This is a genomic window from Geobacillus sp. YHL, from assembly GCF_022341265.1.
Lineage (GTDB): Bacteria > Bacillota > Bacilli > Bacillales > Anoxybacillaceae > Geobacillus > Geobacillus thermoleovorans.
In genome coordinates this window covers 84,782-109,378 of the sequence record NZ_JAEIGB010000009.1, presented here as the reverse complement: position 1 = coordinate 109,378, position 24,597 = coordinate 84,782, and the positions used below count along the sequence as shown (strand labels likewise).

Here is a 24,597-nt window from a genome sequence, read left to right as displayed (position 1 = left end):
ATCTCTAATCGAGACCCCTGCTTTTAAGCATAAGCGTTAGCAAGGCAGCCCAACCGTGGGACGCACGAGGATGGCTTGACTGACAGCCTGCCGTAGGACAATCCCCCGCCTCACCATCAGCTCTTCATGCGTGCCGCTTTCGACAAAAAAGCAGAAAAAACCTGCCAGCGATGCCGAACAGGCTTTTTTCATGCCGCTATTTACGTTTGGTACGCCTGAAACACTCCGTACCATTTGTCGATGAACTCGGGCGCAAACGGCCCTTTCCGCTCCTTAATCCAGCCGATCAGTTTTTGAACGTTGTTTTTTAAAATGCGGTCGATCACATCGGGATAGTGCATTTCGCGGCGATGCCGCTCATACTCATCTTCATCCAGCAGCATGTACGTCATATCGGGAAACACTTTAATATCCAAATCATAATCGATGTACTTCAGCGCTTCTTCATCCCAAACGAACGGCGAGCTTAAATTGCAATAGTAGTACACCCCGTCCTCACGAATCATGGCGATAATGTTAAACCAATGCTTAGCATGAAAAAAACAAATCGCCGGTTCGCGCGTCACCCACGTCCGGCCGTCCGCTTCCATGACGAGTGTTTTGTTATTGCCGCCGATCACATACGATGGCGTCCCTTTTAATACGACCGTTTCCTGCCAAATCCGGTGAATCGTCCCATTATGTTTGTAGCTATGGATTTGAATGATTTTCCCTTCCCGAGGGTAAACTGGCATCATTCTTCCCTACTTTCCGATGGGAGCTTCTTCGTTATATTATACCCTGTTCCTTTTGCAAAAGGAAAGAAAAGCAGGCCGCCTTACTGAGGAAAAGGCAACTGGCGCGTTGGCTCAAGGACGCAGCCTGTCCGTCAGACACCGGGTGCCATCTGCCCTAAAAATGCGCGGCGGATGGCTTCCACCTCCCGTTTCATTTGCCGCACTTCCTCGCGCAAGGCGGCGGTCGGCGCTTCACGTTCAAGTTCATCCAACTGGCGGGTGATCTCCTCGCAACGCTCCATCTCCTGTTGCAAAAACAGCGCCTCGTCGCCTACATTCGTCCATGCGTGCTCCATCGCCATTCCGTTCTCCCTTCCCCTTTGCCGTGTGATTTCCTTTCATCATTTCGCGCCCGCACCCACAAATCCCTTTCACTAATCTTGTAAAGAGATGACAGCTTTTGTCGACAAAAAAAGCAGAGGCGCGCCGCCCCTGCTTTTTCCTTCCATCTTCGGCCTATCGCCTGCGCTCTTGCAGCAACATACGCCGTCGTCACAACCGCCAGGCGTCAGCCATGGATGATCGTTGGTTATTGATTGACATTTTGCGCTTTGCGGGCTTCCGCTTGCGCATTTTGTTGTTTTACGTGTTGCACATTCGTCTCAGCCGCAAATTCCGTCGCAAATTGGCCAGCTTGAGCGGCTTGAGCCGATTGGGCATTTTGTTGTCTTACTTCTTGAATGTTTGTGCCAGCTGCTGTTTTGTTCGGTTGTTTGGCCATTGTTCTCACCTCCACGTGCTTTACTATGCCCCGGGGGTGATCGTTCTATCCGCTGACGTTACAAAAGTAAAGATCTTCCACCATCGACAATGATCGTCTGCCCGCGAATCATCTCGGCTGCATCCGAGAGCAAAAACAAAACCGCGTTGACGATATCATCGGGTTTGACCGGGCGGCCAGCCGGCGTGTTCGCAGCCGCGTCGGCGAGCAGCTCTTCACGGTTCGGGAAGTGCTTCAGCGCATCGGTATCGACCGCTCCGCCGGAGACGGCGTTGACGGCGATGTTTTTCGGCGCCAGCTCGACAGCCAAGTAGCGGGTCAGCGCTTCAAGCGCGGCCTTCGAGACGCCGACCGCCGTATAGTTTTCCAAATAGCGGATCGACCCGAGCGAGCTGATGCTCACAATTTTCCCGCCGCCGACCCGCTCCATTCTTTTGGCCGCTTCTTGGGCGCAAAACAAAAGCGCTTTGCTGTTGATATTCATCGTCCAGTTCCAATGCGTTTCTTCCAATTCCATCGCCGGGCGCAAGACGCCGGATGCGGCGTTGTTCACGAGCACGTCGACCCGCCCGAACACCTCATCGATTTGGGCAAACATGGCGTGAATTTTCTCAACGTCGCCGACGTTCGCCTTGACGACGAGCGCTTTTCTCCCGAGCCCTTCAATTTCGTGCGCCGTTTCTTCGGCGGCTGTTTTGTTGCGGGCGTAATTGACGACAATATCATATCCTTCCTTGGCCAGCCGCAAAGCGATCGCTTTGCCAATGCCGCGGCTGCTGCCGGTGACCACTGCTACTTTTCCGCTCATGTTTTTCACTCCTTATACATATAATATAGCCGAATTCCATAGATGAGGGAGGGGCTGCCTATGTACGTCGGCCGCGATATGACTGAGCTGTCGATGATTCCGAAAACGGAATGGACCGATGACGAACTCGCTTATTTTCATCATTCGTTCCAACAAATCGCTCCATATTTAAACGTTGAAGGGCAGACGATTCACCGCGAAATCATCGAGGAAATCGAAGCGCGCGGCGGCCTTGGGCGCCGTGAAGCAACGTATACACACGGCACGATGCCGGTGCCTGATTAATCGGGGCGGCGTACTCCGCCCGCCCATTCTTTATATTCGCGCCAAACACGTTGATGGGACACCGGAAAGGCGTACGCCTTCAACTCGTCTTCCGGCGCAAGCCGGTAAGGCTCCTCGACCGGTCCGCCATGAACCAAACGGCCGGGAAACACGGTCAACTGCCAGACTAAATGGGAAAACGCATGCTCAAACGAAACGATCGGTTCTGTAAGCTCCACTTGCAAACCGTATTGCTCCCCAACCATTTGCTCGAGCTTCTCTTTTCCATCTGCGCCGTCCGTTTCGCAGCTGGGGAACTCCCATAAGTTCGCAAGCAAACCGGTGCTGTCGCGCTTGCGAATGAGAACGCGGCCTTCATCATCGGCCAGCACCGCTACCGCAAGCGGCACTTGTTTGACCGCTGTTTTTTTCATTTTCACCGGCAGCTCTTCCGCCACCCCTTCGGCGAACGCTTGGCAGTAGGCTTGCACGGGACAAAGAAGGCACGACGGGCGGCGCGGTGTGCAAACAAGAGCGCCAAGCTCAATCAGCGCCTCGTTAAACGCTCCCGGGTTTTCGTACGCCATAATTTCGCGGACGATTTGTTCAAATCGTTTTTTCGTCGACGGTTTGGCAATATCGTCTGTCACGAGAAACAGACGCGACAAGACACGCATTACGTTGCCGTCAACAGCCGGCTCCGGGACCCCATAAGCGAGGCTCAACACCGCCCCGACCGTATACGGTCCGACTCCTTTCAGCCTAGAAAATTCATCTGGATCGTCCGGCACTTTGCCGCCATAGCGCGTTTTCACTTCTTTCACCGCCGCGTGCAAATGGCGCACGCGCGAGTAATAGCCGAGCCCTTCCCACGCCTTCAGCACCTCGTCCTCATCAGCGTCAGCAAGCGCCTCCAGCGTCGGAAACCGATCGATAAACTGTTCAAAATACGGAATGACCGTCTCGACGCGTGTCTGCTGCAGCATCACTTCCGACACCCATACTTTATATGGGTCGCGGCCTTTCCGCCACGGCAGGTCGCGGCGCTCGCGGGCAAACCAGTCAAGCAAATCGCGCTGAAACTCGCGCGCTGGAAATCGCTCTGTTTCTCTTGTCATGCAACGTTTCCCCCATGATGCCTATTATCCATATCCACCTTATTATATCAAAAAACCCCCGGCGTGGCTTGCCGCACGCCGAGGGAAGACGGAAGGAAATCGTTCTCAACTTTCCTTAGCCGCCGAAACATAGGCGATTTGTTCATGCTGGGCGCGCAATCGGCGAATATCGATGCGCACGAGCAACGAGATGATGAAAGCGATGACAAACAATCCGCCAAAAAAGGCCAAACTTCCTTCATAAGAACCGGTCGTGTCTTTAATATACGCAGCAAACATCGGTCCGACGAGACCAGCCGCGGCCCAAGCGGTCAAAATATAACCATGGATGGCGCCAAGCTGCTTCGTGCCGAACAAATCGCCGATATACGCCGGGATACAGGCGAATCCGCCGCCGTAGCACGTATACACAATCGTCAGCATCACAACAAACAGCCATTTGATGGACACGTTCGGCAACAGGAAGAAAATCAAGATTTGCAAAACGAAAAACGTCGTATACGTATTCGGCCGCCCAATATAATCAGAAGCCGATGCCCAACCGATGCGCCCTAACCCGTTAAACACCCCAATGGCGCCAACTAATGCCGCCGCGGCCGTTTGGCTGATGCCGATGCTTTCCACCGCCAACGGTTTGGCCACCGCTAAAACGGCAATGCCGCACGTCACGTTAATAAACAACATGAACCATAAATACCAAAAACGTCTTGTTTTAACCGCCTCATTGGCCGTCAACTGCGCCAAATCAAGCGAAGGTTTGGCTTTTCCGGCCTTCACTTTTTCCTGAAATCCTTCCGGCAGCCATCCTTCTGGCGGTTTTTCTAAATAAAGAGAAGATAACGTCATAATGACAAAATACGTAATGCCTAAAATGAAAAACGTATTTTGGACGCCGACGGAGGCAATCAAACTGTTCATCACCGGACTCGCGATCGCTGCGGCAAAACCGAATCCCATAATCGCCAGCCCTGTAGCCAACCCGCGCCGGTCTGGAAACCATTTGACAAGCGTTGACACTGGCGCAATATACCCGACGCCGAGCCCGATCCCACCTAAAACGCCATAAAACAGATAAAGCAGATACTTGGAACCGAGAGCAACAGCTAATCCAGAACCAGTCACCCCGAGGCCAAAGAAGATGGCGGCCAATAGTCCGGATTTCCGCGGTCCGTGCTTTTCAACAAAATGGCCAAGGAACGCAGCCGACAATCCTAAAAACAAGATCGCAATGCTGAACGTGAGCGCTACTTCCTGATCGGACCATCCAAACAATTGTTTTAATGGATTGGTAAAATTGCTCCACGCATAAACAGACCCAATCGAAATATGAATGCCGACGGCCGATAGCGCAATGAGCCAACGGTTTTTCACAGACTCTCCTCCCCTTTCATCCGATTATGATCCGACTCTCATGCGTATACACGTTAAACGCTTGCCCGCGCAAAAAGCCAACCACTGTTATGCCGAGTTCATCCGCCAAATCTAAGGCCAGCGTCGTCGGCGCCGATTTCGAGAGCAGGACGCTCACTCCCATTTTCGCCGCCTTTAACAGCACTTCCGACGAGACGCGGCCGCTGAATACAATGAGCTTGTCTTTCACTGCAACTTGATGACGCAGGCAATAGCCATACAGCTTATCAAGCGCGTTGTGACGCCCAATGTCAGAGCGAGCAACGACGATCCCGTCCGGTGTGGCGAGCGCGGCGTTGTGAAGACCGCCGGTTGCCGCAAAGTCCGTCGACTGCTCGTGCAGCGCTTTCATGAGGCGAATGCAGTCATCCGCCTTCACGGCGATGCCGCCGACGATCGTTTTCGCCGTCTTCACATCATTGTAAAAATAAAACTGCCGACTTTTTCCGCAACACGAGCCGATGAACCGCTTGGCATAAAACTGTTTGGCCGGCAGTCCGCCCGCGGCGAGCTCAACATAAGCAAAGCCCCGCTCCCCATCAATGCTCATTCCTTTGATGTCGCTGTACGTCCGAATGACTCCTTCCGAGGCCAAAAATCCGATTACCAATTCATCTAGATGCGCCGGCGTGCAAACGATCGTCGCAAACTCCTCGCCATTGACCGTTATGGTCAACGGAAACTCGAGCGCGATCTCGTCCTCTTCCTCAACAAAGCGCCCGTTCCGGTATTTCGCAATCGGTCGCCGTTTCGCCGCAAACCCGCTCACCTTGCCATTCCCCCTTTCCATGCAAAATAAAACCGCCGCCTTCCGGACAAGAGGACAAACTCGCCCCTGTCAGCGAAAAGCGGCGGTAGTTTGCGCCCAGCACTTCTGCAGCGAAACCAACGCACATCCGTTTCCGAAACCTGCCTGCCAAGCGGCGAAACCGTTTAGCCGGCAAGGCTTCTACTATTTTCATCGTGCTAACTATTCATAAGCATACCACGAACAGTAACGAAAAACAATTGTTTCTGTTCACAAAATGGTCACAATTCAATCGGTTTTTCAAACACGAACACCGATACGGCCATATCTTCTTCCACTTTAATGTCGCTGAACAAATAAAGAAGCTTCGAACCGATGAGCTCTTCCATGCCGTCCGGCACATGTTGGGCGTACACGTCTTGAATCATTTTCGTTCTCGCCGCGTGCACCATCTCTCGGCCTTCCGGGGTGCGAGCGATAAATTTTTCCGTCGGCGTCAAATTGCCGTGCAAAATCGTAATTGCCAAATTGTCGACGAAATACGTTTTGATCCGCTCCGGCCCTTTCCCAAACAGTTGTTTGCGCACTTTGCGCACAATATCGTTGAAAGCGGCTTCTTTTTTAGACATTCTCACCCCTCCTTGCAGTCAGCAGAAAAACTTCCGGCCCATCCGTTGTGTTCTTCCTTTCGCCGTACTATAATAAATATAGCAAATGTATACATAGTGGAAAAATAATAAGGCAAGAAGCGGCCTTGTTATTTTTCTACTAAATATAAAAAGTTTGGATTGGTTGTTTAGTATCGTGATGCTAAAGAACTACTCCACCACGATGAAGCATTCGTCTCGTCGCTGGTGGAGTTTTTTATTTTAACAAAGGGGGAGCGACGATGGAAGCGCAAATGGTGACGGTAACCATCAACGGGCGTGCCTACCGCGCCAAGCCCGGGATGACGATTTTGGAAGTCGTCAATGAACACGGTCTTCCGCATCCGCAAGTTTGTTATACGCCGGAGCTTGGCGCCATTCAGACATGCGACACGTGCATCGCTGAAGTCAATGGAACGCTGCTTCGTGCCTGTGCGACACCGGTTGAGGACGGCATGGTCGTCGAACTCGGCTCGCCGCGGGCAAAGGCAGCGCAAAAAGAAGCGATGGACCGCCTGTTGGAAAATCATCTCTTGTACTGTACGGTGTGCGACAACAACAACGGCAACTGCAAGCTGCACAACACGGCGGAAATGATGCAAATTGAACATCAAACATATCCGTACCGGCCGAAAGTCGACCCGTCCGAGGTGGACATGTCGCATCCGTTCTACCGCTACGACCCGAATCAATGCATCGCCTGCGGGCAATGCGTCGAGGCCTGCCAAAACTTGCAAGTGAACGAAACGCTTTCGATCGATTGGGAAGCGGAACGGCCGCGCGTCGTTTGGGACGGTGGGGTGCCGATCAACGAATCGTCGTGCGTCAGCTGCGGGCATTGCGTCACTGTCTGTCCGTGCAACGCGTTAATGGAAAAATCGATGCTTGGCGAAGCGGGCTTTCTCACCGGCTTGGACAAAGACGTCCTCAACCCGATGATCGATTTTGTCAAGGAAGTCGAGCCAAACTATACGAGCATTTTCGCCATTTCTGAAATCGAGGCAGCCATGCGCGAACAACGGATCAAAAAGACGAAAACGGTTTGCACGTTCTGTGGCGTCGGCTGTTCGTTTGAAGTGTGGACGAAAGGGCGGAAAATTTTAAAAGTCCAGCCGGTATCCGAAGCGCCGGTCAACGCCATTTCCACATGCGTCAAAGGAAAATTCGGCTGGGATTTCGTCAACAGCGAAGAGCGCCTAACGAAACCGCTCATTCGCAAAGGCGACGTATTCGTCGAGTCGACATGGGACGAAGCACTCGACTTGGTCGCGGAAAAGCTCGGGGCGATCAAGCGGCAATACGGCGGCAACGCCATCGGTTTTATTTCATCGTCAAAAATTTCCAACGAAGAAAACTATTTAATGCAAAAGCTCGCACGGCAAGTATTTGAAACGAACAATGTCGACAACTGTTCGCGCTACTGCCAGTCGCCGGCGACGGACGGCCTGTTCCGCACGGTCGGCATGGGCGGCGATTCCGGCACGATTCATGACATCGCTTCAGCCGGCCTTGTCATCATCATCGGCGCCAACCCAGCGGAAGGGCATCCGGTCATCGCCACCCGCGTCAAACGGGCGCATAAACTGTTTGGCCAAAAACTCATTGTTGCGGACTTGCGCCGAAATGAAATGGCCGAGCGGGCTGACCTGTTCATCCGCCCGAAACAAGGCACCGACCAAGTATGGCTGATGGCCGTGACAAAATACATCATCGACCAAGGCTGGCACGATGAGGCATTCATTCGCGAGCGCGTTCATTTCTTTGAAGAGTTTAAACAATTGCTGGAAAAATATACACTTGATTATGCCGAACAAGTCACCGGCGTCGCCAAAGCCGACCTCATCCGCATCGCCGAGATGATCCACGAAGCAGACGGCACGTGCGTCCTCTGGGGCATGGGGGTCACGCAAAACACGGGCGGCAGCGATACATCGGCGGCGATTTCCAACTTGCTTTTGGCAACCGGCAACTACGGTCGTCCGGGGGCGGGCGCGTTCCCATTGCGCGGCCATAACAACGTCCAAGGCGCCTGCGACATGGGTTCGCTTCCTGCCTGGCTGCCTGGCTACCAACATGTCACCGATGATGAGGCGCGAGCGAAGTTTGAAAAAGCGTACGGCGTCCGCATCGATGCGAAACCAGGCCTTGACAACATCCAAATGCTCGAAGCGGCCGAGCGCGGCGAGCTGAAAGCGATGTATATCATCGGCGAAGATATGGCGCTTGTCGACTGCAACGCCAACCATGTGCAAGAGACGTTGGCAAAGCTTGACTTTGTTGTCGTTCAAGACATTTTCTTGTCAAAAACGGCGCAATTTGCGGATGTCATCCTGCCGGCCGCGCCAAGCTTGGAAAAAGAAGGAACGTTCACCAATACGGAGCGCCGCATCCAACGGTTTTACCAAGCGCTGGAGCCTCTTGGCGACTCCAAGCCAGACTGGTGGATCATTCAAGAAATCGCGAAGCGGCTTGGCGCCGATTGGCATTACGCCGGTCCGAAAGAAATCATGGATGAAATCGCCAGCCTCGCTCCACTGTACTCACAAGCGCATTACGACCGGCTCGAGGGCTGGAACAGCCTTTGCTGGGGCAGCTATGATGGCGCTGATACGCCGCTGTTGTACAAAGAGCGGTTCAACTTCCCGGACGGCAAAGCCCGCTTTGCGTTAGCCGATTGGGTCGAACCGGTGCAATATCCGGAAGAGTACGATTTGCTTGTGAACAACGGCCGATTGCTCGAACATTTCCATGAAGGAAACTTGACGTACAAATCCAAAGGCATCGAGCATAAATTCCCAGAAGTGTTTGTCGAAGTATCCCCTGAACTCGCCAAAGAACGCGGCATTGAAGATGGGGCGCTCGTTCGGCTCATCTCGCCGTACGGCCGCGTCAAAGTGCGCGTGCTCGTCACCGATCGAGTCAGAGGCAATGAACTGTTCTTGCCGATGCACTCCACAGCCAATGAGAGCGCCATTAACATGCTGACCGGCCCGCAAACCGACCATCGCACGAACACGCCGGCTTACAAACAAGCCCGAGTGCGCATGGAAGTCATTGAACGGTCCGGCAAGACGCCGCTGCCGCGCACAAATCCGCGCTTTAAAAAGCGGCATCCGCAAAACGGCGTCGAGGTGGAGCGGAAGTGGCGGCGAAGCGACTACGTGCCGCTCACCGAGGAAAACAAGGGGGTGACGATCGGTGGCTAAGCCGATTACCACCATTCAAAAGCGCCAAATGACGGAGGAAGAAAAACGAACTGAAGCGCTGGCCAAGCTAAAAGCCGCTGTCGGCGACAGTGAAGAGGCAGTTCGCGAGCTCTTGGCGTTCATCGAGCAGCTCCATGAAAGCGGCCTGCTCGAAGCGGCCAACGCCTTGTTAAAAGCGCGGGAAGACGTGGCGAAAATCGTCGTCGGCCAGCTCAACCAAAAACCGGTGACAACGATGATCAACCATGCGTTCGCCATAGCTGGCCTTGTTGCTTCACTTGATCCGGAGAAAACGGCGAAACTGCTTGAGCACATCGCCGCCGGCGCGCTGGAGGCGTACGAACAAAACTCCGCCGAAACAAAAAAAATCGGGTTGTTTGATTTGCTTAAAGCGCTCAATGACCCGGACATCAACCGCGCGATCCGCTTTTTCCTGTCCGCTCTCAAAGCGATCGGCAAACGGTTCAGAAATGACGGCTAATCGATCGGCTGGCAGAGAAAAGGACAGTTGACCAATGAGCCGCCAAAAGAACGGATGGTGAACCGATCTTCCATCAGAATGGAATGCTCCCCACTTACACCTATATAGACGTTGAAGTGGGGAGCTTCTCGGTTCGAGATGATCAACAAAACGTCCCGCCTCATGCGGGGCGCTTTTCGTTTTTGGTTGAAGCGCTTCCCTTTTCGTCTGACGAACGGCTTGCTTCCTGTTTCTTTTTCTCACTCCACTGTCTATCAATCGTTTCCTTTTTTGAATCTTTGTGAAATTGGTCGTTCCGCCTCTCGCCAACGATTGTTGCCCTATGATACACTAGCCATAACCTTGTTTGTCTCTCGCCTCCTTTCGGCCAATGCCTCAAACGGTTATTGGCTGAACACAAGGTGGGGCATACTAATAGTTGCATGAAAAAGAAAGATGTGCTCCGGCCGAGAGACAACAGACAGTTTCCATTCGAACATGCAACGATGCTGCAAGAAGGAGGCGCCTTCACGTTGGATACAGGCACACATGTTTTGATGGGGGTGGCGCTCGGCAGTCTTGCTTCACTTGACCCTGCGATCGCCCACGATCCGCTCTTATCCAACGCTGTGTTGATCGGCGCGCTCGCTGGCTCGCAAGCGCCGGATATCGACACGATTTTCAAATTGCGCAACAATGCCCAATATATTCGCAACCATCGCGGCATCACCCATTCGATTCCCGCCGTCGTTCTTTGGCCGCTGCTCATCGTCAGCGTGATGGCCGCCATCTATCCGAAAACGGATTGGCTTCGCGTTTGGATTTGGACGTTTGTTGCCGTCGCCTTGCACGTATTTGTTGACATTTTTAACTCTTACGGAACCCAGGCGTTGCGCCCGTTTACAAAAAAATGGATCGCCCTTGGCGTGATTCATACGTTTGATCCGGTCATTTTTGGGCTTCATTTGGTTGGCGTCGGCGGCTTGTTTCTCGGCGCCCATCCCGGTTATACGTTTCTTGTCGTCTACGTGCTTATCGCTGCGTATTATGGGCTTCGCTTCCGCCAGCAGGCCAACATCAAACGGCTCGTGCACGCCTCGATCGCCGGGGTGACCGAGATCATCACCGTACCGACATGGCGGCCGCGCGAATGGCATTTAGCCATTTCAACCTGCGACGAATTTTACGTCGCCCGCGTCAAACGCGGCGAGCTCATCATCCTTGACCGCTTCCAAAAGCGTGCGCTTCCCGACCATCCGGTGATGAACGCCGCCAAACGCGACGAAAATATCGCCGCTTTCTTATCTTTTTCCCCGGTTTACCGTTGGGAAATGAACGAATACGATGATTACTATGAAGTGCGCTTTACTGATTTACGCTATCGAAGCAAAGGGTATTACCCGTTTGTCGCTGTCGTCCAGCTCGACCGCGATCTCAATATTGTCAGCTCATACACCGGCTGGATTTTCAGCGAAGGCAAACTGCGCAAAAAGCTCGAACTTGCTCCAAACGGCTGATGGGCTCCGCCCCAATCATTGCCACACATAAGCGCTACAGGGTGTCCCATAATAAAAATACGTGTTGGCCATCCAACACGAGCACGCCGTTAAGGAGGGAATGTGCCGTGCGGAACAAAGCGCACAACTTCCCGAACCAAAACAACAACAAGCTCGAAGGCGAACCGCGCGCCAAGGCCGAGTACGCCTCGAAGCGGGCCGACGGCACGACCAACACCCACCCGCAAGAACGGATGCGCGCCTCCGGCGAACGAAGCGATTTCTTTTAACATGAAGGGGGAGCACGGCATCGTTCGCCGCACTCCCCCGGCACATTCCGCAGCGAGGTGAACAATCATGGGTCACCATCGGCACAAAAAATTTTATGACAACTTTTATTCGAACCCGTTTCAGCAGCCGTGGGCCAATCCAAAACACGCCCACTCGCAAGTGAACGGCGAAACGCAGCAAACGCTTGACCTCATCATTTTAGAGCGGCAGACGCGCAAGCAGTCGTAGCGGAACAACCTAGGGAGACACCCTCCCTAGGTTTTTAGGCTCTCTTTCCGTCCGACTGTGAACTTGTCCCGCCCGTCATGATTGAGGCAAATTCGGTTTACGAAGCAGTGAAATCGGCAACGCCTCCTCCTCTCCGTTTCCTTTCAACCGCCATCCCCAGGCAAACACTCCTTTTAAATAGCGCACTTTAAAATACTCTCCGGGCGCCCCTTCAATTTCATAAATCTCCCCAGGATGAAAATCAGCTGGATTAAGCATATACGCCTTCGCCATGGCGATTTTCCGCTCGTAGACGGCGTATTCGTTCACCATCCCCATCTGCTCCGCCTTGCGTGCCTTTTCCGTCAACATGGCGATTTCTTGTTGCAGTTCTTCTTTCGTCATTTCGCTGTACCGTTTTTGTTCTCCTTTGATCATAGGCAAGCCTCCTTTTTGAGCATTCCGGATGGATCGTTTTCATCCACATGGAACTCGGCAAAAGGCTCAGAACATCTCTTGATTTATGGAACTGGAACGATTTTGTGATCAACATTCAACGACAAAACTGATAATATCCCCTAATTTTTTCAAATCCTTTCATTCGAGATCACTCGTCATTACCGTGCATGCGCAGCCATTCATTGATCAAGTCAAGTGCGAATCCTTTTCGGTACAGGGCTTGGCGCATCTTTTGCTCATAAAGCGGCCGCGGGTGGTGCGCATAACGGCGGTGCGCTTTCTCCGCCTGAACACTGAGCGCCTCCCGTTCTTCTTGTTCAGTATGAGCGCCGCCATCCGCCAAAACGGCGGCAATCACCTCATGCGGAAACCCTTTGCGCATCAGCTGCTGCCGCACCCGTTCCAAAAACGCGCGAGCCGATTCAGCCCGGCGCTGTTTTTTCGCTTTTTCGTAAAGCGAGCGGGCGATGGCCACCTGTTCATCCAACGTATACTCCGCCAAACTCTGCTCGATCAAGCGGCCCGGAACACCGAGCCGTTCCAGTTCGGCACGGATGAGAAGCGGCCCTTTCGCCGCCGTCTTTTTTTGCGTGCGCACATAAGCCGCCGCAAACGCCTCGTCATCGACATACCGCTCGGCACGAAGTTTTTTGAGCACTTCATCAATCACCGAATCCGGAGCGCCTTTTTTTCGCAAGTGTGCGGCGACCTCATGCTCCGAACGCATCCGGTGCGCCAAAAAGTAAAGCGCCTGTTGATACGCCTTTTTCACCTCATCGGCATACACAATATGTTGAAGCAGGTCGTCGCTGATCTCCATCCCTTTTTTCAAGCGGAATTGAAGCAATACATCTTGATCAACTGTCAATCTCAACGACGGTGCGCCGTCACGGTGCACGACAATCCAAAATCGTTCAGCATTTTGTTCGGTTGCGACAATGTCGGCAATCGTTCCCATTGTTTGTCCCCCTTATCTTTTATCGTATCATAAGCAGGAACTTCTGACACCAAAAGCGAAGTCATAATATAAACCAATGGAAGGGGAATCAAGATGCGCATCGCCATCAACGGCGGCACTGGGCTGATCGGCCAGGCGCTCGCCCGCCATTTTTCCAAGCAAGGACATGAGATCTACATTTTCACCCGCTCTCCCAAACCTTCCGAAGGCAGCATTCATTACCTTTCCTTCGACAACCACCGAAAGCCTGAAGTTGTCGATGTCGCCATTAATTTAGCCGGGGAGCCGCTCAATCGAAAACGTTGGACGGCGAAGCAAAAAGAGATCATCCTTGACAGCCGCCTTCGATCCACCGAAGCGATGGGCCGCTACATCGATTCACTGTCCCGCCCCCCGTCGTTGTTTATCAACGCCAGCGCCATCGGCATTTACGGCACTTCGGACTCCGCAACATTTACCGAGCAAACGACCGATTACGGCGGCGACTTTCTAGCCCAGACCGTCCAAGCATGGGAAGCATCGGCCCGTCCGATTGAGCAGCTTGGCATCCGCACCGTCTACGCTCGCTTTGGCGTCGTGTTTGCCCGACATGGCGGCGCCTTGCCGATGATGATCAAGCCGTACCGGCTGTTTGTCGGCGGTCCAATCGGCAGCGGACGGCAATGGCTATCGTGGATTCATCTTGAAGACGTCGTGCGCGCGGCCTCGTATATCATCGAACACGAGGAATTGTCCGGCCCGATCAATTTCACCGCACCCTATCCAGTGCAAATGGATGAGTTCGGCCGCATGCTCTCCCGCCTTCTTGGCCGTCCGCATTGGCTTCCGATTCCCGCTTGGGCGCTTCGTCTTCTCCTTGGCGAAATGAGCATGCTTGTCACCGAAGGGCAGCGCGTCATCCCAAAGAAGCTATTGCAAGCCGGCTTCCGCTTTTCGTTTCCAACGTTGGAAGGCTGTCTCACCGATTTGCTTTTGCCCCATGACCGACAAAAAATATCCAAAAAAAATTAACAAAAAAACAATTCCCTTTTTGCCTCCGATCGTGTATGATAAAGGAGACCTTAGGCTAGTTGTCGTCATAATCGCATACGGACAGGAACAAGGGGAAGGCAAATGGTGCGTCACCAGCGCTCGCGCTGGTCCTAGTGGGTTCGATTCCCACCCCGAAATTTTTTTAATGAAGTTTTAATAAAAAAATTTCGAGGGTGGGTTCCCGCTGGGAGGCTGCCCTCGGCATCCAAAGGAGGGATTGGCCATGTTGAAAAAACGCGAGCTGCAAGATTGCCATGCGCTGTACGAGCTGATGGTGCATCCGGACGTCTTCCCTTTCGTGCGCCAAAAAGCCAGCTCGTACGAAGAGTTTTTATTCATGACAAAACAGCTCATGGAGGCGGAAGAACGTGGCGAATTGATTTCGCGCACGATTTTAGACGAATGGGGAAACCCGATCGGCACAATCAGCCTCTTTGATATCCAAGATGGCGCCGGCTTTTTAGGCACGTGGCTCGGCAAGCCGTATCACGGGCTCGGTTACAATCGGCGCGCCAAAGAAGCGTTTTTCCATGAGCTGTTTTATGAGCTGTCGATCGAAACCGTGTTTTTGCGCATTCGCAAAGTCAACGTCCGCTCGATCAAAGCGGCGGAAAAACTGCCGTACGTCACGCCGGCCAATGAAACGCGGCGGGCGTTGCTCGAGCAAATCGGCGCGGATGTATACAATTTGTACGAAATTACAAAAGACAACTACACGCTCTATACAATGCGCCATCCTTCCTTTGCCCACAATGAAGAACAGCGCAAAGAGGCATAAGCCGCGGGAGAGCGCATCTGATGCAAAAAGAGGCTGTCCAAACGGACATCCTCTTTTTTACGCATAAAAACGGCTGGTTTTGCGCAAAATGGAACTAAAGGAATATTGATGCAAAGCGAGGGAACAAGCGATGGCGGAAAAACGAAAACGCGAAAAAGCGAAGCATACGCTGACAAGCGCCCAAGAAGTAAGCTATGCCCGCGATTTTAAAATGGCGGACCAAGCGGGCGGCTATACGGCCAAAAAGGCGCGCCACTAGAAACGATTGCTATTTATACGCTGGCGCCGTCCATGCCATCCTAATGATTGAATCGTACGATTCACACTTCTCTATAGGGGGCATGGATGATGGGCCGTTCTCGCGGACAACGAACACGCGACAAAAACAAGGCGACTTTGCCGCAAGTGCCGAAACAGCTGAAATCTGACGGCATCGATGTGGAATACTCGGCAGAATTTGCCGACCATGAAGACCTTGAAGCACAGGCACGCGCTGCGGCAGCCGGCATCCGCCGGCAAGAGCGCAAACAGTAATCGAACATGGCGCCCGCTTTGATGGGGCGCCTTTTTCCTGTGAACCGCTTCCACTTCGCTTTGCTTGGAGTGAGAGACTTTCTTTGTTCAACGCGTCTCTCAAGCCACGCTACACCGTCGCCTCGCCCTCGAGCTCCAACACTTGGCTGTACCGTTTATAAAACCGCCCCAACTCCCCTTTGTAATGGTCTTTCCACGGTTTTTCCTTGCCGCAATAATGGATAAAAACGGTGTTTTCCTCAATCCAAGCTAAATCGTGTTTCGGGTTGGGCAAAAGCTGCAAAAAGTCATAATAGCGCGCGTCGTAGTTGTAGCGGTAGCAGTCGACCGGTTTAATTTTGTCCCAGTACAACCCGTTCAAGACGTCTTGGTCAGGAAGAACAAGCTTGAACCGGTTGTCGCGAATGAACTGGTAAATGTCCGCAAGCCGCACGTGTTCGCGCATCATCGCAATGTTCATCATCATCACACCCGTGTTGAAATACCCTTTCGCGTTCGGCGTTTTTAACCGCAACTTGTTGAACAAGTTTGCCACCTTCGTCGAATGGGTATGCTCAGCCGCAATGAACAAGTTCCCTTCAAAATCCATGTCATACAGCTCATCCATCGGGTTGATCGCCACAATATCCGGATCAAGGTACAAGACACGGTCGACGTCTGGCGGCAAAAACAAATGCGCCGCCAGACGGTAATACATCTCCACCGTATAGTGGCGGAAAACAGGCGCATCATGAAACAGTTGCGGATCAACGTAAATCGGCACCAGCTCATGCCCCTGCCGGCGAACAAACTCGCCAAGCGCCTGAATCTCTTCCTCGGCAATGCGCGAGTAAAGCAAGTAAAACCTAAACGTGCGCCGGTTGTTGCAAAACAGCGAATGCATCAAGACTCTCAACGGCGGAAGATAATTGGCGTCTGTCGTGACTAACACTTGAAACATGCACCATCACTTCCTTTTTTGCGTCATCGATTCCCCTTTCTCTACAATTATATAGAAATTTAGGTGAATGTTGCGCCCTTTTCATGCCAAATTGTCCGACCGGGCGACGATTTCTTGTCATTCCTTTACATTGAAAAGGGCCTATGCCAGCAACGCGGCAATGTGCCTTACTCCCCTCGCCAGCCGGCTTTCGCTGGCGAATTTCTTATTCGACTATTTACAATTATCAAACAAATCACTATAATAAACGTATAAGCCGTCTCCTGCCAGCTTGGCCGCTTGTGCAGACCGGACGGCCCCTGCCATCTGTCCGATAGCCCCGTTGCCTGACAGGCAGCGTTGGCAGCTTTTATGCATCGACCACAAAAAGAACTGTGCGGCCTGACGGCATCTCCGCGCCGGAATGCCTTCTCAGTCCGTTCAAGCCGGTTCCTATCTTGCACGCTGTATAGGAACCGGCTTTTTGCATGTAAACAGAAAGGAGGGAAATCGATGCCAGGAGCGCTCGATGGCGTGCGCGTGCTCGACTTATCGCGCGTGTTGGCTGGTCCGTATGCGACGATGATTTTAGGCGATTTAGGCGCTGATGTCATCAAAGTCGAAGCGCCCGGGGGGTCGGATGACACCCGGTTTTGGGGGCCGCCGTTCCAAAACGGCATGAGCGCTTACTATACCGCCGTCAATCGAAACAAACGAAGCATCACCGTCAATTTAAAATCGGCAGAAGGACAAGAGACGATTCGCCGCCTCGCCGAAACAGCTGATGTCCTCATTCACAATTTTAAGACCGGAACGATGGAACAGTGGGAACTCGGCTATGAATCGTTGTCACGCCTCAACCCACGTCTCATCTACTGCTCCATCACCGGGTTTGGCGAGACAGGACCGCTCGCTCCATTAGCCGGCTACGACTATATCATTCAGGCAATGAGCGGCTGGATGAGCATTAACGGCACTGCGGACACCGGCCCGCTCAAAGTCGGCGTCGCCGTCACGGATGTGTTCACCGGCCTGTATGCCGCCATCGCGATCGAAGCGGCGCTTTTGGCCCGCGAGAAAACGGGGCGCGGGCAAAAAATTGATCTCGCACTGTTTGACTGCGCCGTGAGTGCGCTTGTCAATGTCGCCGCCAATTATTTGTTATCCGGCGACGTCCCGAAACCGCTCGGCAATGAACACCCGAACATCGTGCCATACTCAACGTACATGGCAAGCGACGGTCCGATCGTCATCGCCGTCGGCAATGACCGACAATTTCAAGCGCTTTGCTCGTTGTTGTCCGATCACTCGCTTGGAACCGATCCGCGCTTTCAAACCAATCCCGGCCGAGTCGCCCATCGCGAAGAGCTGAACCGGCGGCTGAACGAGGAAATCAAGCGGCGGACGCGGGCCGAGTGGCAGCGCCTTCTCGCCGAGAAAGGCATTCCATGCGGACCGGTGCAGACGCTCGATGAACTGTTCCGCCATCCGCAAACGGCGGCGCGCAAGATGACAGTCACGGTGCACCATCCAATCGTCGGTCCGTTAACGCTTGTCGCCAGCCCACTGAAACTGTCTGACACGGCGGTGTCTTATCGGCTGCCGCCCCCGCTGGCCGGCGAGCATAACGGCGAGGTCGAAGCTGGATGGCAAGGCAAACCGGCCGCTGAAAACGGTCCGTACGACAAAAACCAATGAATAAACCGTTGTTCTCCTCAACCGCTTCAGCGCCCGCTGAAACAAGGGAAACGAACGTTGACACGAAAACCATGAAAAACAAACAGTTGCATAGGGGGATGGAAACGATGATGAACTTCGACTTTACACCCGAACAAGAAATGCTGCGGCAAACGGTGCGCAAATTCGTCGATAAAGAAATTATGCCTTATATCAAAGAATGGGATGAGCGCGGCGAATTTGACCGCAACATTTTCAAGCGGCTCGCTGAGCTCAATTTAATGGGCGTCTGCATTCCCGAAACATATGGCGGCATGGGCATGGATTACAACTCGCTTGCCATCGTCTGCGAAGAGCTCGAACGCGGCGATACGGCGTTTCGCACCGCCGTATCGGTTCACACCGGGCTGAACAGTTTGACGCTCCTTCAGTGGGGAACTGAAGAACAAAAGCAAAAATATCTCGTCCCACAAGCGCGCGGGGAAAAAATCGGCGCATTCGGCCTGACCGAACCGAATGCCGGCTCAGACGTCGCTTCCATCCAGACGACAGCCGTCCGCGACGGAGATGACTATATTTTAAACGGACAAAAAACATGGATTTCCCTCGCTGACATCGCTGACCACTTCCTTGTGTTCGCCTATACGGACAAATCGAAAAAGCACCGCGGCATTTCCGCCTTTATCGTCGAACGGACGATGCCCGGCTTTTCGTCGCGCCCGATTAAAGGGAAACTTGGCATTCGTTCCGGAAACACTGGCGAGCTGTTTTTCGACAACGTCCGCGTCCCGAAAGAAAACTTGCTCGGGGAAGAAGGCGAAGGATTCAAAATCGCCATGTCAGCGCTTGACAACGGCCGGTTCACCGTCGCCGCCGGCGCGGTCGGCCTCATTATGGCATGTCTTGAGGCGAGCGTTAAATACTGCCACGAACGAAAAACATTCGGCAAAGAAATCGGCCGCCATCAGCTCGTCCAGCAAATGATCGCCCGCATGGAAGCTGGTTTGCAAATCAGCCGCCTGCTCGTGTACAAAGTCGGCTTTCTCAAAAACGAAGGCCGCCGTTGCACGCGGGAAACATCGCTCGCCAAATGGATCGCCTGCGACTACGCGAACCAGGCGGCCGACGATGCCGTGCAAATCCACGGCGCCTACGGCTATTCGAACGAATATCCGGTCGAGCGCTACTTGCGCAATTCGAAAGCGCCGGTCATTTACGAAGGAACACGGGAAATTCATACGATCATGCAGGCCGAATATGTGCTCGGTTACCGCCAAGACAAACCGTTGCGCAAAACGCTGCCGGCATGGCGGCCGGCTGAAAACTGAATCACCAACGAAATCATGGGCGGCCAAGCCGCTGACCCGCACCAAAACGCCGCTGCCCCCCATCAACCGATGAGGGGCAGCGGCTTATGGCTCTTTCTCCTCCATTTTGCAATATTGTTTGTACAAATCTTTTAGCGCCGCGCACAGAGCAGAATGGGCTTTCCCTAAATACCCTTCGTCAAGCTCGGCGAGCAGACCGTCGATGCCATCGCGCAGCGAATGGCCGCGAAGCAGGCGGGCCACGTAATCGCGCCCATGTTCAGTAGCCAGTGTGCATGATGCCTCCACGATCACCCCGTATTTTTTATCAATTTCCGCTGTGATCGTCAGCGTATCGTAAAGGCTTTTCGCCGCCATTCCGGCCGGCAGCCGCGCATGACCGGCGATAAACTGCGTTTTCATCCGCTTTCCCTCTTTCCTCGTCTTTCCTGTTGCTGTTATACCAGCTGCTATCTTATTTCGCGGCGTGCATCCATTTTCCCTGCCTCGTTTGGCAGTCAACGAAAAAAAGCCGCCGGCCAGACAAACCCGGCAAGCGGCATATCGTTTCTTTTTAGCGCTGCTGTACCGACGCAAGACGGCCTGCCTCCCAGTTCACCCACGCCCCGCTGTCTGGGTCAATCGAGGCGAGACGGAGCCAGCCGTTTTGGACTTTGCGCCGAAATTCGCTGTTTTCATCGAGCAACCGCTTGATATAGGAAGACGGCGCTTCAATGATGACGAGCAACCGAAGCGGAGAGTGGAACCACTCACGGTCAGATGCGGCGACGGACTGCCACGGCAAGCCGGCTAGCAAGTCGCTTCCGTTCCCTTGCATGACGCCGATGCCGCCGGTCACCGTCTGGGTCGTTTTGTCGCCGCTTCCATAGTAATTCGGTGCCACTGTCGAAGCATAATATTGCAAGTTGATCCACTGCCCAACCGTGGCCGGCCCAGCGATGATGCCGGCCAGCGCCTCACCGGTCGGATCTTCGCGCCAATCGTAGCTGTGCAAAAACACCCGGCCGTCTAAATGAACGCCCTTTGTCAACGCCCGCCGCCCAATCAGGAAAGCGGCGTTCCCCGCCAATCCCCACTCCGGACGAATTTCACTCCAGTCGACGGCGCGGCGTCGGGCTTCGGCAACCGGATCGCGCGGCATGGCGCCGACATGCGGCAGCTTCGCCATCCGCTCAGCATTGGCTTGGCGGCTGACGCCGGCAAGCGCCTGTTTCAGCTGTCGAAACGCCGCCTCAGCCGCTTCGGACAACGGCGGCACTTCCACCCAACGCAACTCGTCAACGGTCGTGATATGTTCAGCGGCGACGAACACTGTCTCATCCGGGATGACGATTCCCTCTTTCGCCAATCCATCCCGCACGTGCGGCAAGTTGGCCAACGCGGCGAATACGCGGGCGTTGAACGCCCCAGCCGCGCCGCCGCACGCCCCGCAATCGAGCGCGGACGCATACGGGTTATTTGTCGTCTCGCTCTCATGGCCGCAGACGACGACAAGCGGGGCAAATGAAGACGTCAGGCCGATGTTCACGAGAAGCTGTTTTACGTATTGCACTTGCTCTTCTTTTGTCAACCCGATCGGCAGCCCAGTCGTTTCGTCATGCCCTTGGCAATCAAGCGACAGCGTCGTCTTCGGTTTTTGTTGCGCCGACATTTCCGCCTGATGAATGACTTGCCCAGCCCAAGCCGGCGCTGCGCTGCGGGCGATCGTATGCAAACCAAGCCAAGGGCCGCTCATTTCCGGAAGCAGCAAACCAGCCAGCAGATGCTGCTTGATTTTTTTAAACGTCCGGCCGACAAAGCGGAACAGATCGCGCCGCCGGCGGTACGGCGCCGCCGTTTCGGGAGAAGCGGTTTCGTTGATTTCATGCCGCGGCGCCACAATCGCCGGGCAAGACGGATGGGCGTCATCGCTGTCAAGCACGCGCGTTTGGATCGGCAAGCCGAAAAAGCCAGCGCAACCGTACGTTTCAAACGGGCCGACCGCCTCTACATGACGGCGGAACGGCTCGGAGCGCACATCAATGCAAAACAATAGCTGCGCTGCCGCCTGCTCTTTTGGCTCCTCAGGTTGACGGGTGAGAACCGCTTCTTTCAGCTTCGCTTCATACGTATCTTCCCACGCCTCAAGCCAAAGATGGCGGCGGCCAATCCGCCAGAACCGATCGGCGAACACCAGACGAGCTTGGCGGTCTTCGAGCGGAAGGCGCCGCCAGTCGTCCAGCGTCGTGCCGCCCCAGTGGATCCAGGCGGCCAACAGCGGCCCAACCGCACGATCGTCTTCGTTTTCTTCCTCCTTCAGCGGCAGATGGGGCGCTGTGAACACCCACTCCAGCGACAAACGAACGGCCAAGTAGTTGATCAGCCCGCCGATTTCGTCACCTGCACGGCGCGATTGCCAGACCATCATCCCCGCCCAGCCGGGCAGAGCTAATAAATGCGCTTCTAAATAGGCCACGGCTTCCTCATCCTGCACCCCGAGCTGCTCAAGCGCCCGTTGCAGCGCCTCCTCTGGATGGTGAGGCCAATCGAAAAGCCGTTTCCGCTCCTCCTTGGACAAGGACGGATCAAGAGGCGCCAAACGACGCCAAGACCCGTAAAAGCCGTGTTCACGGTGCGGCAGCGCCCACACCGCCTCTCCCCGATCGTAAAACAGCTTGCACCATTTGATCATTTGTTGATCCAACCGCTTTTCCAAACCAAGGCGCACAGACCGCGTGCGGATGGAAACAGAGCGCAGCGGCATAGCGGCGGCCAACTCGATCAGTTTCGGCATCTGAAGCGCTTCTTCGGGCACCGCATCGTTCCAAAGGAGGGCGCGGCATAGCCGTTCCGCTTCATGGCGCGGCGCAGGAAGCGGCTCGTCATCCAACCATCGTTGCAGACGCCGCTCGATGAAGGAAACGTCAATCTCCCCTTTGGATAGCGCCGCATGAAAAACGGCCATTGGCGGATACAAGTCGATGCCGTAAGCTTCTTGCAGCCGGTCAGCCGCGTCGACAAACGACTTGTCTTCCATCCCCATCCACGGATGGCGGGCGATAAACGCAGAAATCGGCCAAAGCGGAGCGATCACCTTCGCCGCTTCGCTGACGATCGCCTCGAGCGGACAAGCGGCTGCTTTTTTTGCCTCCGTTGACCGTTCAAGTGATATGACGCTTCTACTCATGAGCCATCCCCTCCTTTAGATAGGACGCCAAATAACGCGGGTGTGCTTCGGTCGCCGCCGGACGCGGTTCACCAAGATGAACAAACCACATGTACAGGCGAATGGCAAGCATGGAACTGCGCCGGTTCGCGATCCATACAGCAACCAGCGCCGCGGCAACAAACAGAGCGCAGACAAGCCATTCGAACGAAGCGGGCGGCAAAAAAGCGGACGACATCCCGTTATGAAGCAGCGCCATAAATTGATGGCGCACCGTTTCGGACGCCAACGCCAAAGCAACGACAACCGCAAAGCCCAGCCAACGGCCTTCGCGAAAATCCGTAAGCCGTCCCCAGGCAACCGTTGCCGAGGCCGCAAGCAAAAGCGCGCTCAACAGCCGGGCCGGTTCGTGCGGAGCCGCCTGCCAAAAGGCCCACCCAAACAGCACGCCGAGGATGATGCCGCCCGGCCGCGAACTGCCTGTTTTTCGCAATCCTGCCCGACCGACTCGCGGCACGACGGACCCGGACTGCAAAAAGAGCGTCGCTTTAAACAACCCGTGCAACACTAAATGCACTACTGCGGCCCCGTAAGCGCCCAGGGCGCATTGCACAAGCATGACGCCCATTTGCGCCATCGTCGAACCGACGAGCTGGCGCTTGTAGTCAACATGAACAAAGCTAACGCCCGTGCCAATCAAAATCGAGGCAAAAGCGATCAGAAACAGCGCCACATGCGCCCACGTTTCGTGAAAAAGCGGAGAAAAGCGCCAAAGCAAGAGCCCCCCAGCGTTGACAAGACCGGCATGCATCACCGCTGACACCGGCGTCGGCGTCACGGCTGATTCCATCAGCCAGCGATGAAACGGCCATTGCCCAGCTGGAATGACGGCAGCCAACATGAGCAATCCGCTCATCACCGCCCTTTCCCATAGAGCGAGACGAGCTAAACGTTCCGCCGACAACGCCGAGACGAGCGTCCATTCACCGACTCTCGCCCCAAGCCAAACAGCGGTGAGGGCCACAGCAATCCAACTTGCCAAAAACAGCATGCCCATCTGCCAGGCAACGAACTGAGCCGGCTCCCATTCTTTTTTCAACGCGATCAACGCCACAAGCCCCACAAGCGGCAGCCCCCAGCACACTGCGATCAACCGCAAGTCGCCGGCCGCCCACGTGAGCGAAGCGGCAAATGACGTCCATGTCAAGAGCGAGAAATACAGCCGATAGCGGCGGTCGCCGTGCAAATAGCGAACCGCAAACCGTTGAATCGCCCAGCTGAGAAGCGAAATATAAACGGCGGACAGCCAGCTCGTCGCATCAAACCGCCACGGGCCGATGTCGACCGCGCCGCCGGCGCCGATCCATCCGAATAGCGCCGCCGCCCCCGGCAACAGCAACAGCCAAACGTGCACATGCACATATCGTTCCGACACACGCGGAAACAGCCACACGATCGCACTCAGGAAAACGACCGCAATCGCCGCCAGCCATCCCCATGCGAACCATTCGTTCCCCATTGCCATCTCCTCCCCTCATCTGCTTGCACATCGTTCGAGAGAAAAAAGAAAAAACCGGCTATGTCAATCAGGCAAAACGGCCGAAAAAGGCCGTTC

The 24,597-nt window shown here is 54.4% G+C and carries 26 protein-coding genes; 12 read left to right on the top strand and 14 right to left on the bottom strand.

Annotated features, from left to right (window positions below; genetic code table 11):
* Window positions 1-200: 200 nt before the first annotated feature.
* From ntdP to fabL, 4 genes are all read right to left on the bottom strand, one after another.
* Complete coding sequence (ntdP, locus tag JCR24_RS10290; RefSeq protein WP_011229972.1) at window positions 201-734, bottom strand: nucleoside tri-diphosphate phosphatase; 534 nt, start codon at window positions 732-734, stop codon at window positions 201-203.
* A gap of 134 nt (window positions 735-868) precedes the next feature.
* A complete protein-coding gene (locus tag JCR24_RS10285; RefSeq protein WP_011229971.1) occupies window positions 869-1,078 on the bottom strand; it encodes a YgaB family protein in 210 nt (69 codons plus the stop codon).
* A 227-nt stretch (window positions 1,079-1,305) separates the two neighbouring features.
* Window positions 1,306-1,497 (bottom strand): gamma-type small acid-soluble spore protein, encoded by a 192-nt coding sequence (locus tag JCR24_RS10280; protein ID WP_011229970.1) that lies wholly within the window; start codon window positions 1,495-1,497, stop codon window positions 1,306-1,308.
* A 58-nt stretch (window positions 1,498-1,555) separates the two neighbouring features.
* Window positions 1,556-2,305 (bottom strand): enoyl-[acyl-carrier-protein] reductase FabL, encoded by a 750-nt coding sequence (gene fabL, locus JCR24_RS10275; protein WP_015373972.1) that lies wholly within the window; start codon window positions 2,303-2,305, stop codon window positions 1,556-1,558.
* A gap of 60 nt (window positions 2,306-2,365) precedes the next feature.
* Here fabL and JCR24_RS10270 point away from each other — a divergent pair, with 60 nt between their 5' ends.
* On the top strand, window positions 2,366-2,590 hold the full coding sequence (locus JCR24_RS10270; RefSeq protein ID WP_011229968.1) for a hypothetical protein: 225 nt from the start codon (window positions 2,366-2,368) through the stop codon (window positions 2,588-2,590).
* Here the strand turns inward: JCR24_RS10270 and mutY are convergent.
* The 4 genes from mutY to JCR24_RS10250 form a co-directional block, all read right to left on the bottom strand.
* A complete protein-coding gene (gene mutY, locus JCR24_RS10265; protein WP_238980569.1) occupies window positions 2,587-3,687 on the bottom strand; it encodes an A/G-specific adenine glycosylase in 1,101 nt (366 codons plus the stop codon). The two genes, JCR24_RS10270 and mutY, sit on opposite strands and share 4 nt — an antisense overlap.
* 105 nt (window positions 3,688-3,792) lie before the next feature.
* On the bottom strand, window positions 3,793-5,058 hold the full coding sequence (locus JCR24_RS10260) for an L-lactate MFS transporter (RefSeq protein WP_014194917.1): 1,266 nt from the start codon (window positions 5,056-5,058) through the stop codon (window positions 3,793-3,795).
* A gap of 16 nt (window positions 5,059-5,074) precedes the next feature.
* Window positions 5,075-5,866 (bottom strand): formate dehydrogenase accessory sulfurtransferase FdhD, encoded by a 792-nt coding sequence (fdhD, locus tag JCR24_RS10255; RefSeq protein ID WP_238980568.1) that lies wholly within the window; start codon window positions 5,864-5,866, stop codon window positions 5,075-5,077.
* Between the two features lie 260 nt (window positions 5,867-6,126).
* Window positions 6,127-6,474: a Na-translocating system protein MpsC family protein gene (locus JCR24_RS10250; protein ID WP_011229964.1), complete on the bottom strand. Its 348-nt coding sequence runs from the start codon at window positions 6,472-6,474 to the stop codon at window positions 6,127-6,129.
* A 260-nt stretch (window positions 6,475-6,734) separates the two neighbouring features.
* Here JCR24_RS10250 and fdhF point away from each other — a divergent pair, with 260 nt between their 5' ends.
* The 5 genes from fdhF to JCR24_RS10225 all read left to right on the top strand — a co-directional run bounded on the left by fdhF (window position 6,735) and on the right by JCR24_RS10225 (window position 12,173).
* Window positions 6,735-9,698: a formate dehydrogenase subunit alpha gene (gene fdhF, locus JCR24_RS10245; RefSeq protein ID WP_238980567.1), complete on the top strand. Its 2,964-nt coding sequence runs from the start codon at window positions 6,735-6,737 to the stop codon at window positions 9,696-9,698.
* Window positions 9,691-10,179, top strand: coding sequence for a helical membrane plugin domain-containing protein (locus tag JCR24_RS10240; RefSeq protein ID WP_011229962.1), 489 nt, complete (start codon window positions 9,691-9,693; stop codon window positions 10,177-10,179). Before fdhF ends, JCR24_RS10240 begins: the two co-directional genes overlap by 8 nt.
* 512 nt (window positions 10,180-10,691) lie before the next feature.
* Window positions 10,692-11,675: a metal-dependent hydrolase gene (locus tag JCR24_RS10235; protein WP_238980566.1), complete on the top strand. Its 984-nt coding sequence runs from the start codon at window positions 10,692-10,694 to the stop codon at window positions 11,673-11,675.
* A 107-nt stretch (window positions 11,676-11,782) separates the two neighbouring features.
* On the top strand, window positions 11,783-11,944 hold the full coding sequence (locus tag JCR24_RS10230; RefSeq protein WP_011229959.1) for a small, acid-soluble spore protein K: 162 nt from the start codon (window positions 11,783-11,785) through the stop codon (window positions 11,942-11,944).
* Between the two features lie 67 nt (window positions 11,945-12,011).
* Window positions 12,012-12,173: a YpzG family protein gene (locus JCR24_RS10225; RefSeq protein ID WP_011229958.1), complete on the top strand. Its 162-nt coding sequence runs from the start codon at window positions 12,012-12,014 to the stop codon at window positions 12,171-12,173.
* 75 nt (window positions 12,174-12,248) lie between these two features.
* On the opposite strand, the gene JCR24_RS10220 is transcribed toward JCR24_RS10225, so the two are convergent.
* Complete coding sequence (locus JCR24_RS10220) at window positions 12,249-12,590, bottom strand: YfhH family protein (RefSeq protein WP_011229957.1); 342 nt, start codon at window positions 12,588-12,590, stop codon at window positions 12,249-12,251.
* A gap of 169 nt (window positions 12,591-12,759) precedes the next feature.
* Complete coding sequence (gene recX, locus JCR24_RS10215; RefSeq protein ID WP_238980565.1) at window positions 12,760-13,569, bottom strand: recombination regulator RecX; 810 nt, start codon at window positions 13,567-13,569, stop codon at window positions 12,760-12,762.
* Between the two features lie 93 nt (window positions 13,570-13,662).
* On the opposite strand from recX, the gene JCR24_RS10210 reads away from it, so the two are divergent.
* The 4 genes from JCR24_RS10210 (at window position 13,663) to JCR24_RS10195 (ending at window position 15,913) form a co-directional block, all read left to right on the top strand.
* Window positions 13,663-14,580, top strand: a complete 918-nt coding sequence (locus tag JCR24_RS10210) for a TIGR01777 family oxidoreductase (RefSeq protein ID WP_238980564.1) — start codon at window positions 13,663-13,665, stop codon at window positions 14,578-14,580.
* 244 nt (window positions 14,581-14,824) lie between these two features.
* A complete protein-coding gene (locus JCR24_RS10205) occupies window positions 14,825-15,379 on the top strand; it encodes a GNAT family N-acetyltransferase (RefSeq protein ID WP_011229954.1) in 555 nt (184 codons plus the stop codon).
* A 130-nt stretch (window positions 15,380-15,509) separates the two neighbouring features.
* Window positions 15,510-15,638 carry a YfhE family protein gene (locus tag JCR24_RS10200; RefSeq protein ID WP_013146323.1) on the top strand — a complete coding sequence of 43 codons (129 nt, stop codon included), beginning with the start codon at window positions 15,510-15,512 and terminating at the stop codon, window positions 15,636-15,638.
* Window positions 15,639-15,727: 89 nt separating this feature from the next.
* The gene (locus JCR24_RS10195; protein ID WP_011229952.1) at window positions 15,728-15,913 is read left to right on the top strand and encodes a YfhD family protein; all 186 of its coding nucleotides are present in this window, start codon (window positions 15,728-15,730) and stop codon (window positions 15,911-15,913) included.
* A gap of 109 nt (window positions 15,914-16,022) precedes the next feature.
* Here JCR24_RS10195 and JCR24_RS10190 read toward each other — a convergent pair whose 3' ends face one another.
* A complete protein-coding gene (locus JCR24_RS10190; RefSeq protein WP_238980563.1) occupies window positions 16,023-16,853 on the bottom strand; it encodes a glycosyltransferase family 8 protein in 831 nt (276 codons plus the stop codon).
* Window positions 16,854-17,345: 492 nt separating this feature from the next.
* On the opposite strand from JCR24_RS10190, the gene JCR24_RS10185 reads away from it, so the two are divergent.
* Window positions 17,346-18,530: a CaiB/BaiF CoA transferase family protein gene (locus tag JCR24_RS10185; protein ID WP_020279363.1), complete on the top strand. Its 1,185-nt coding sequence runs from the start codon at window positions 17,346-17,348 to the stop codon at window positions 18,528-18,530.
* A gap of 107 nt (window positions 18,531-18,637) precedes the next feature.
* The gene (locus tag JCR24_RS10180) at window positions 18,638-19,837 is read left to right on the top strand and encodes an acyl-CoA dehydrogenase family protein (protein WP_013146327.1); all 1,200 of its coding nucleotides are present in this window, start codon (window positions 18,638-18,640) and stop codon (window positions 19,835-19,837) included.
* An 84-nt stretch (window positions 19,838-19,921) separates the two neighbouring features.
* Here the strand turns inward: JCR24_RS10180 and JCR24_RS10175 are convergent, their stop codons facing one another.
* The 3 genes from JCR24_RS10175 to JCR24_RS10165 form a co-directional block, all read right to left on the bottom strand.
* Entirely contained in the window at window positions 19,922-20,239 is a 318-nt protein-coding gene (locus JCR24_RS10175; protein ID WP_011229948.1) for a DUF3870 domain-containing protein, read from the bottom strand.
* A 151-nt stretch (window positions 20,240-20,390) separates the two neighbouring features.
* Window positions 20,391-23,003 carry a DUF2309 domain-containing protein gene (locus JCR24_RS10170; RefSeq protein ID WP_238980562.1) on the bottom strand — a complete coding sequence of 871 codons (2,613 nt, stop codon included), beginning with the start codon at window positions 23,001-23,003 and terminating at the stop codon, window positions 20,391-20,393.
* Window positions 22,996-24,501: an NADH dehydrogenase subunit 5 gene (locus JCR24_RS10165; RefSeq protein ID WP_238980561.1), complete on the bottom strand. Its 1,506-nt coding sequence runs from the start codon at window positions 24,499-24,501 to the stop codon at window positions 22,996-22,998. The genes JCR24_RS10170 and JCR24_RS10165 overlap by 8 nt, the downstream gene beginning before the upstream one ends.
* Between the last annotated feature and the right edge of the window lie 96 nt (window positions 24,502-24,597).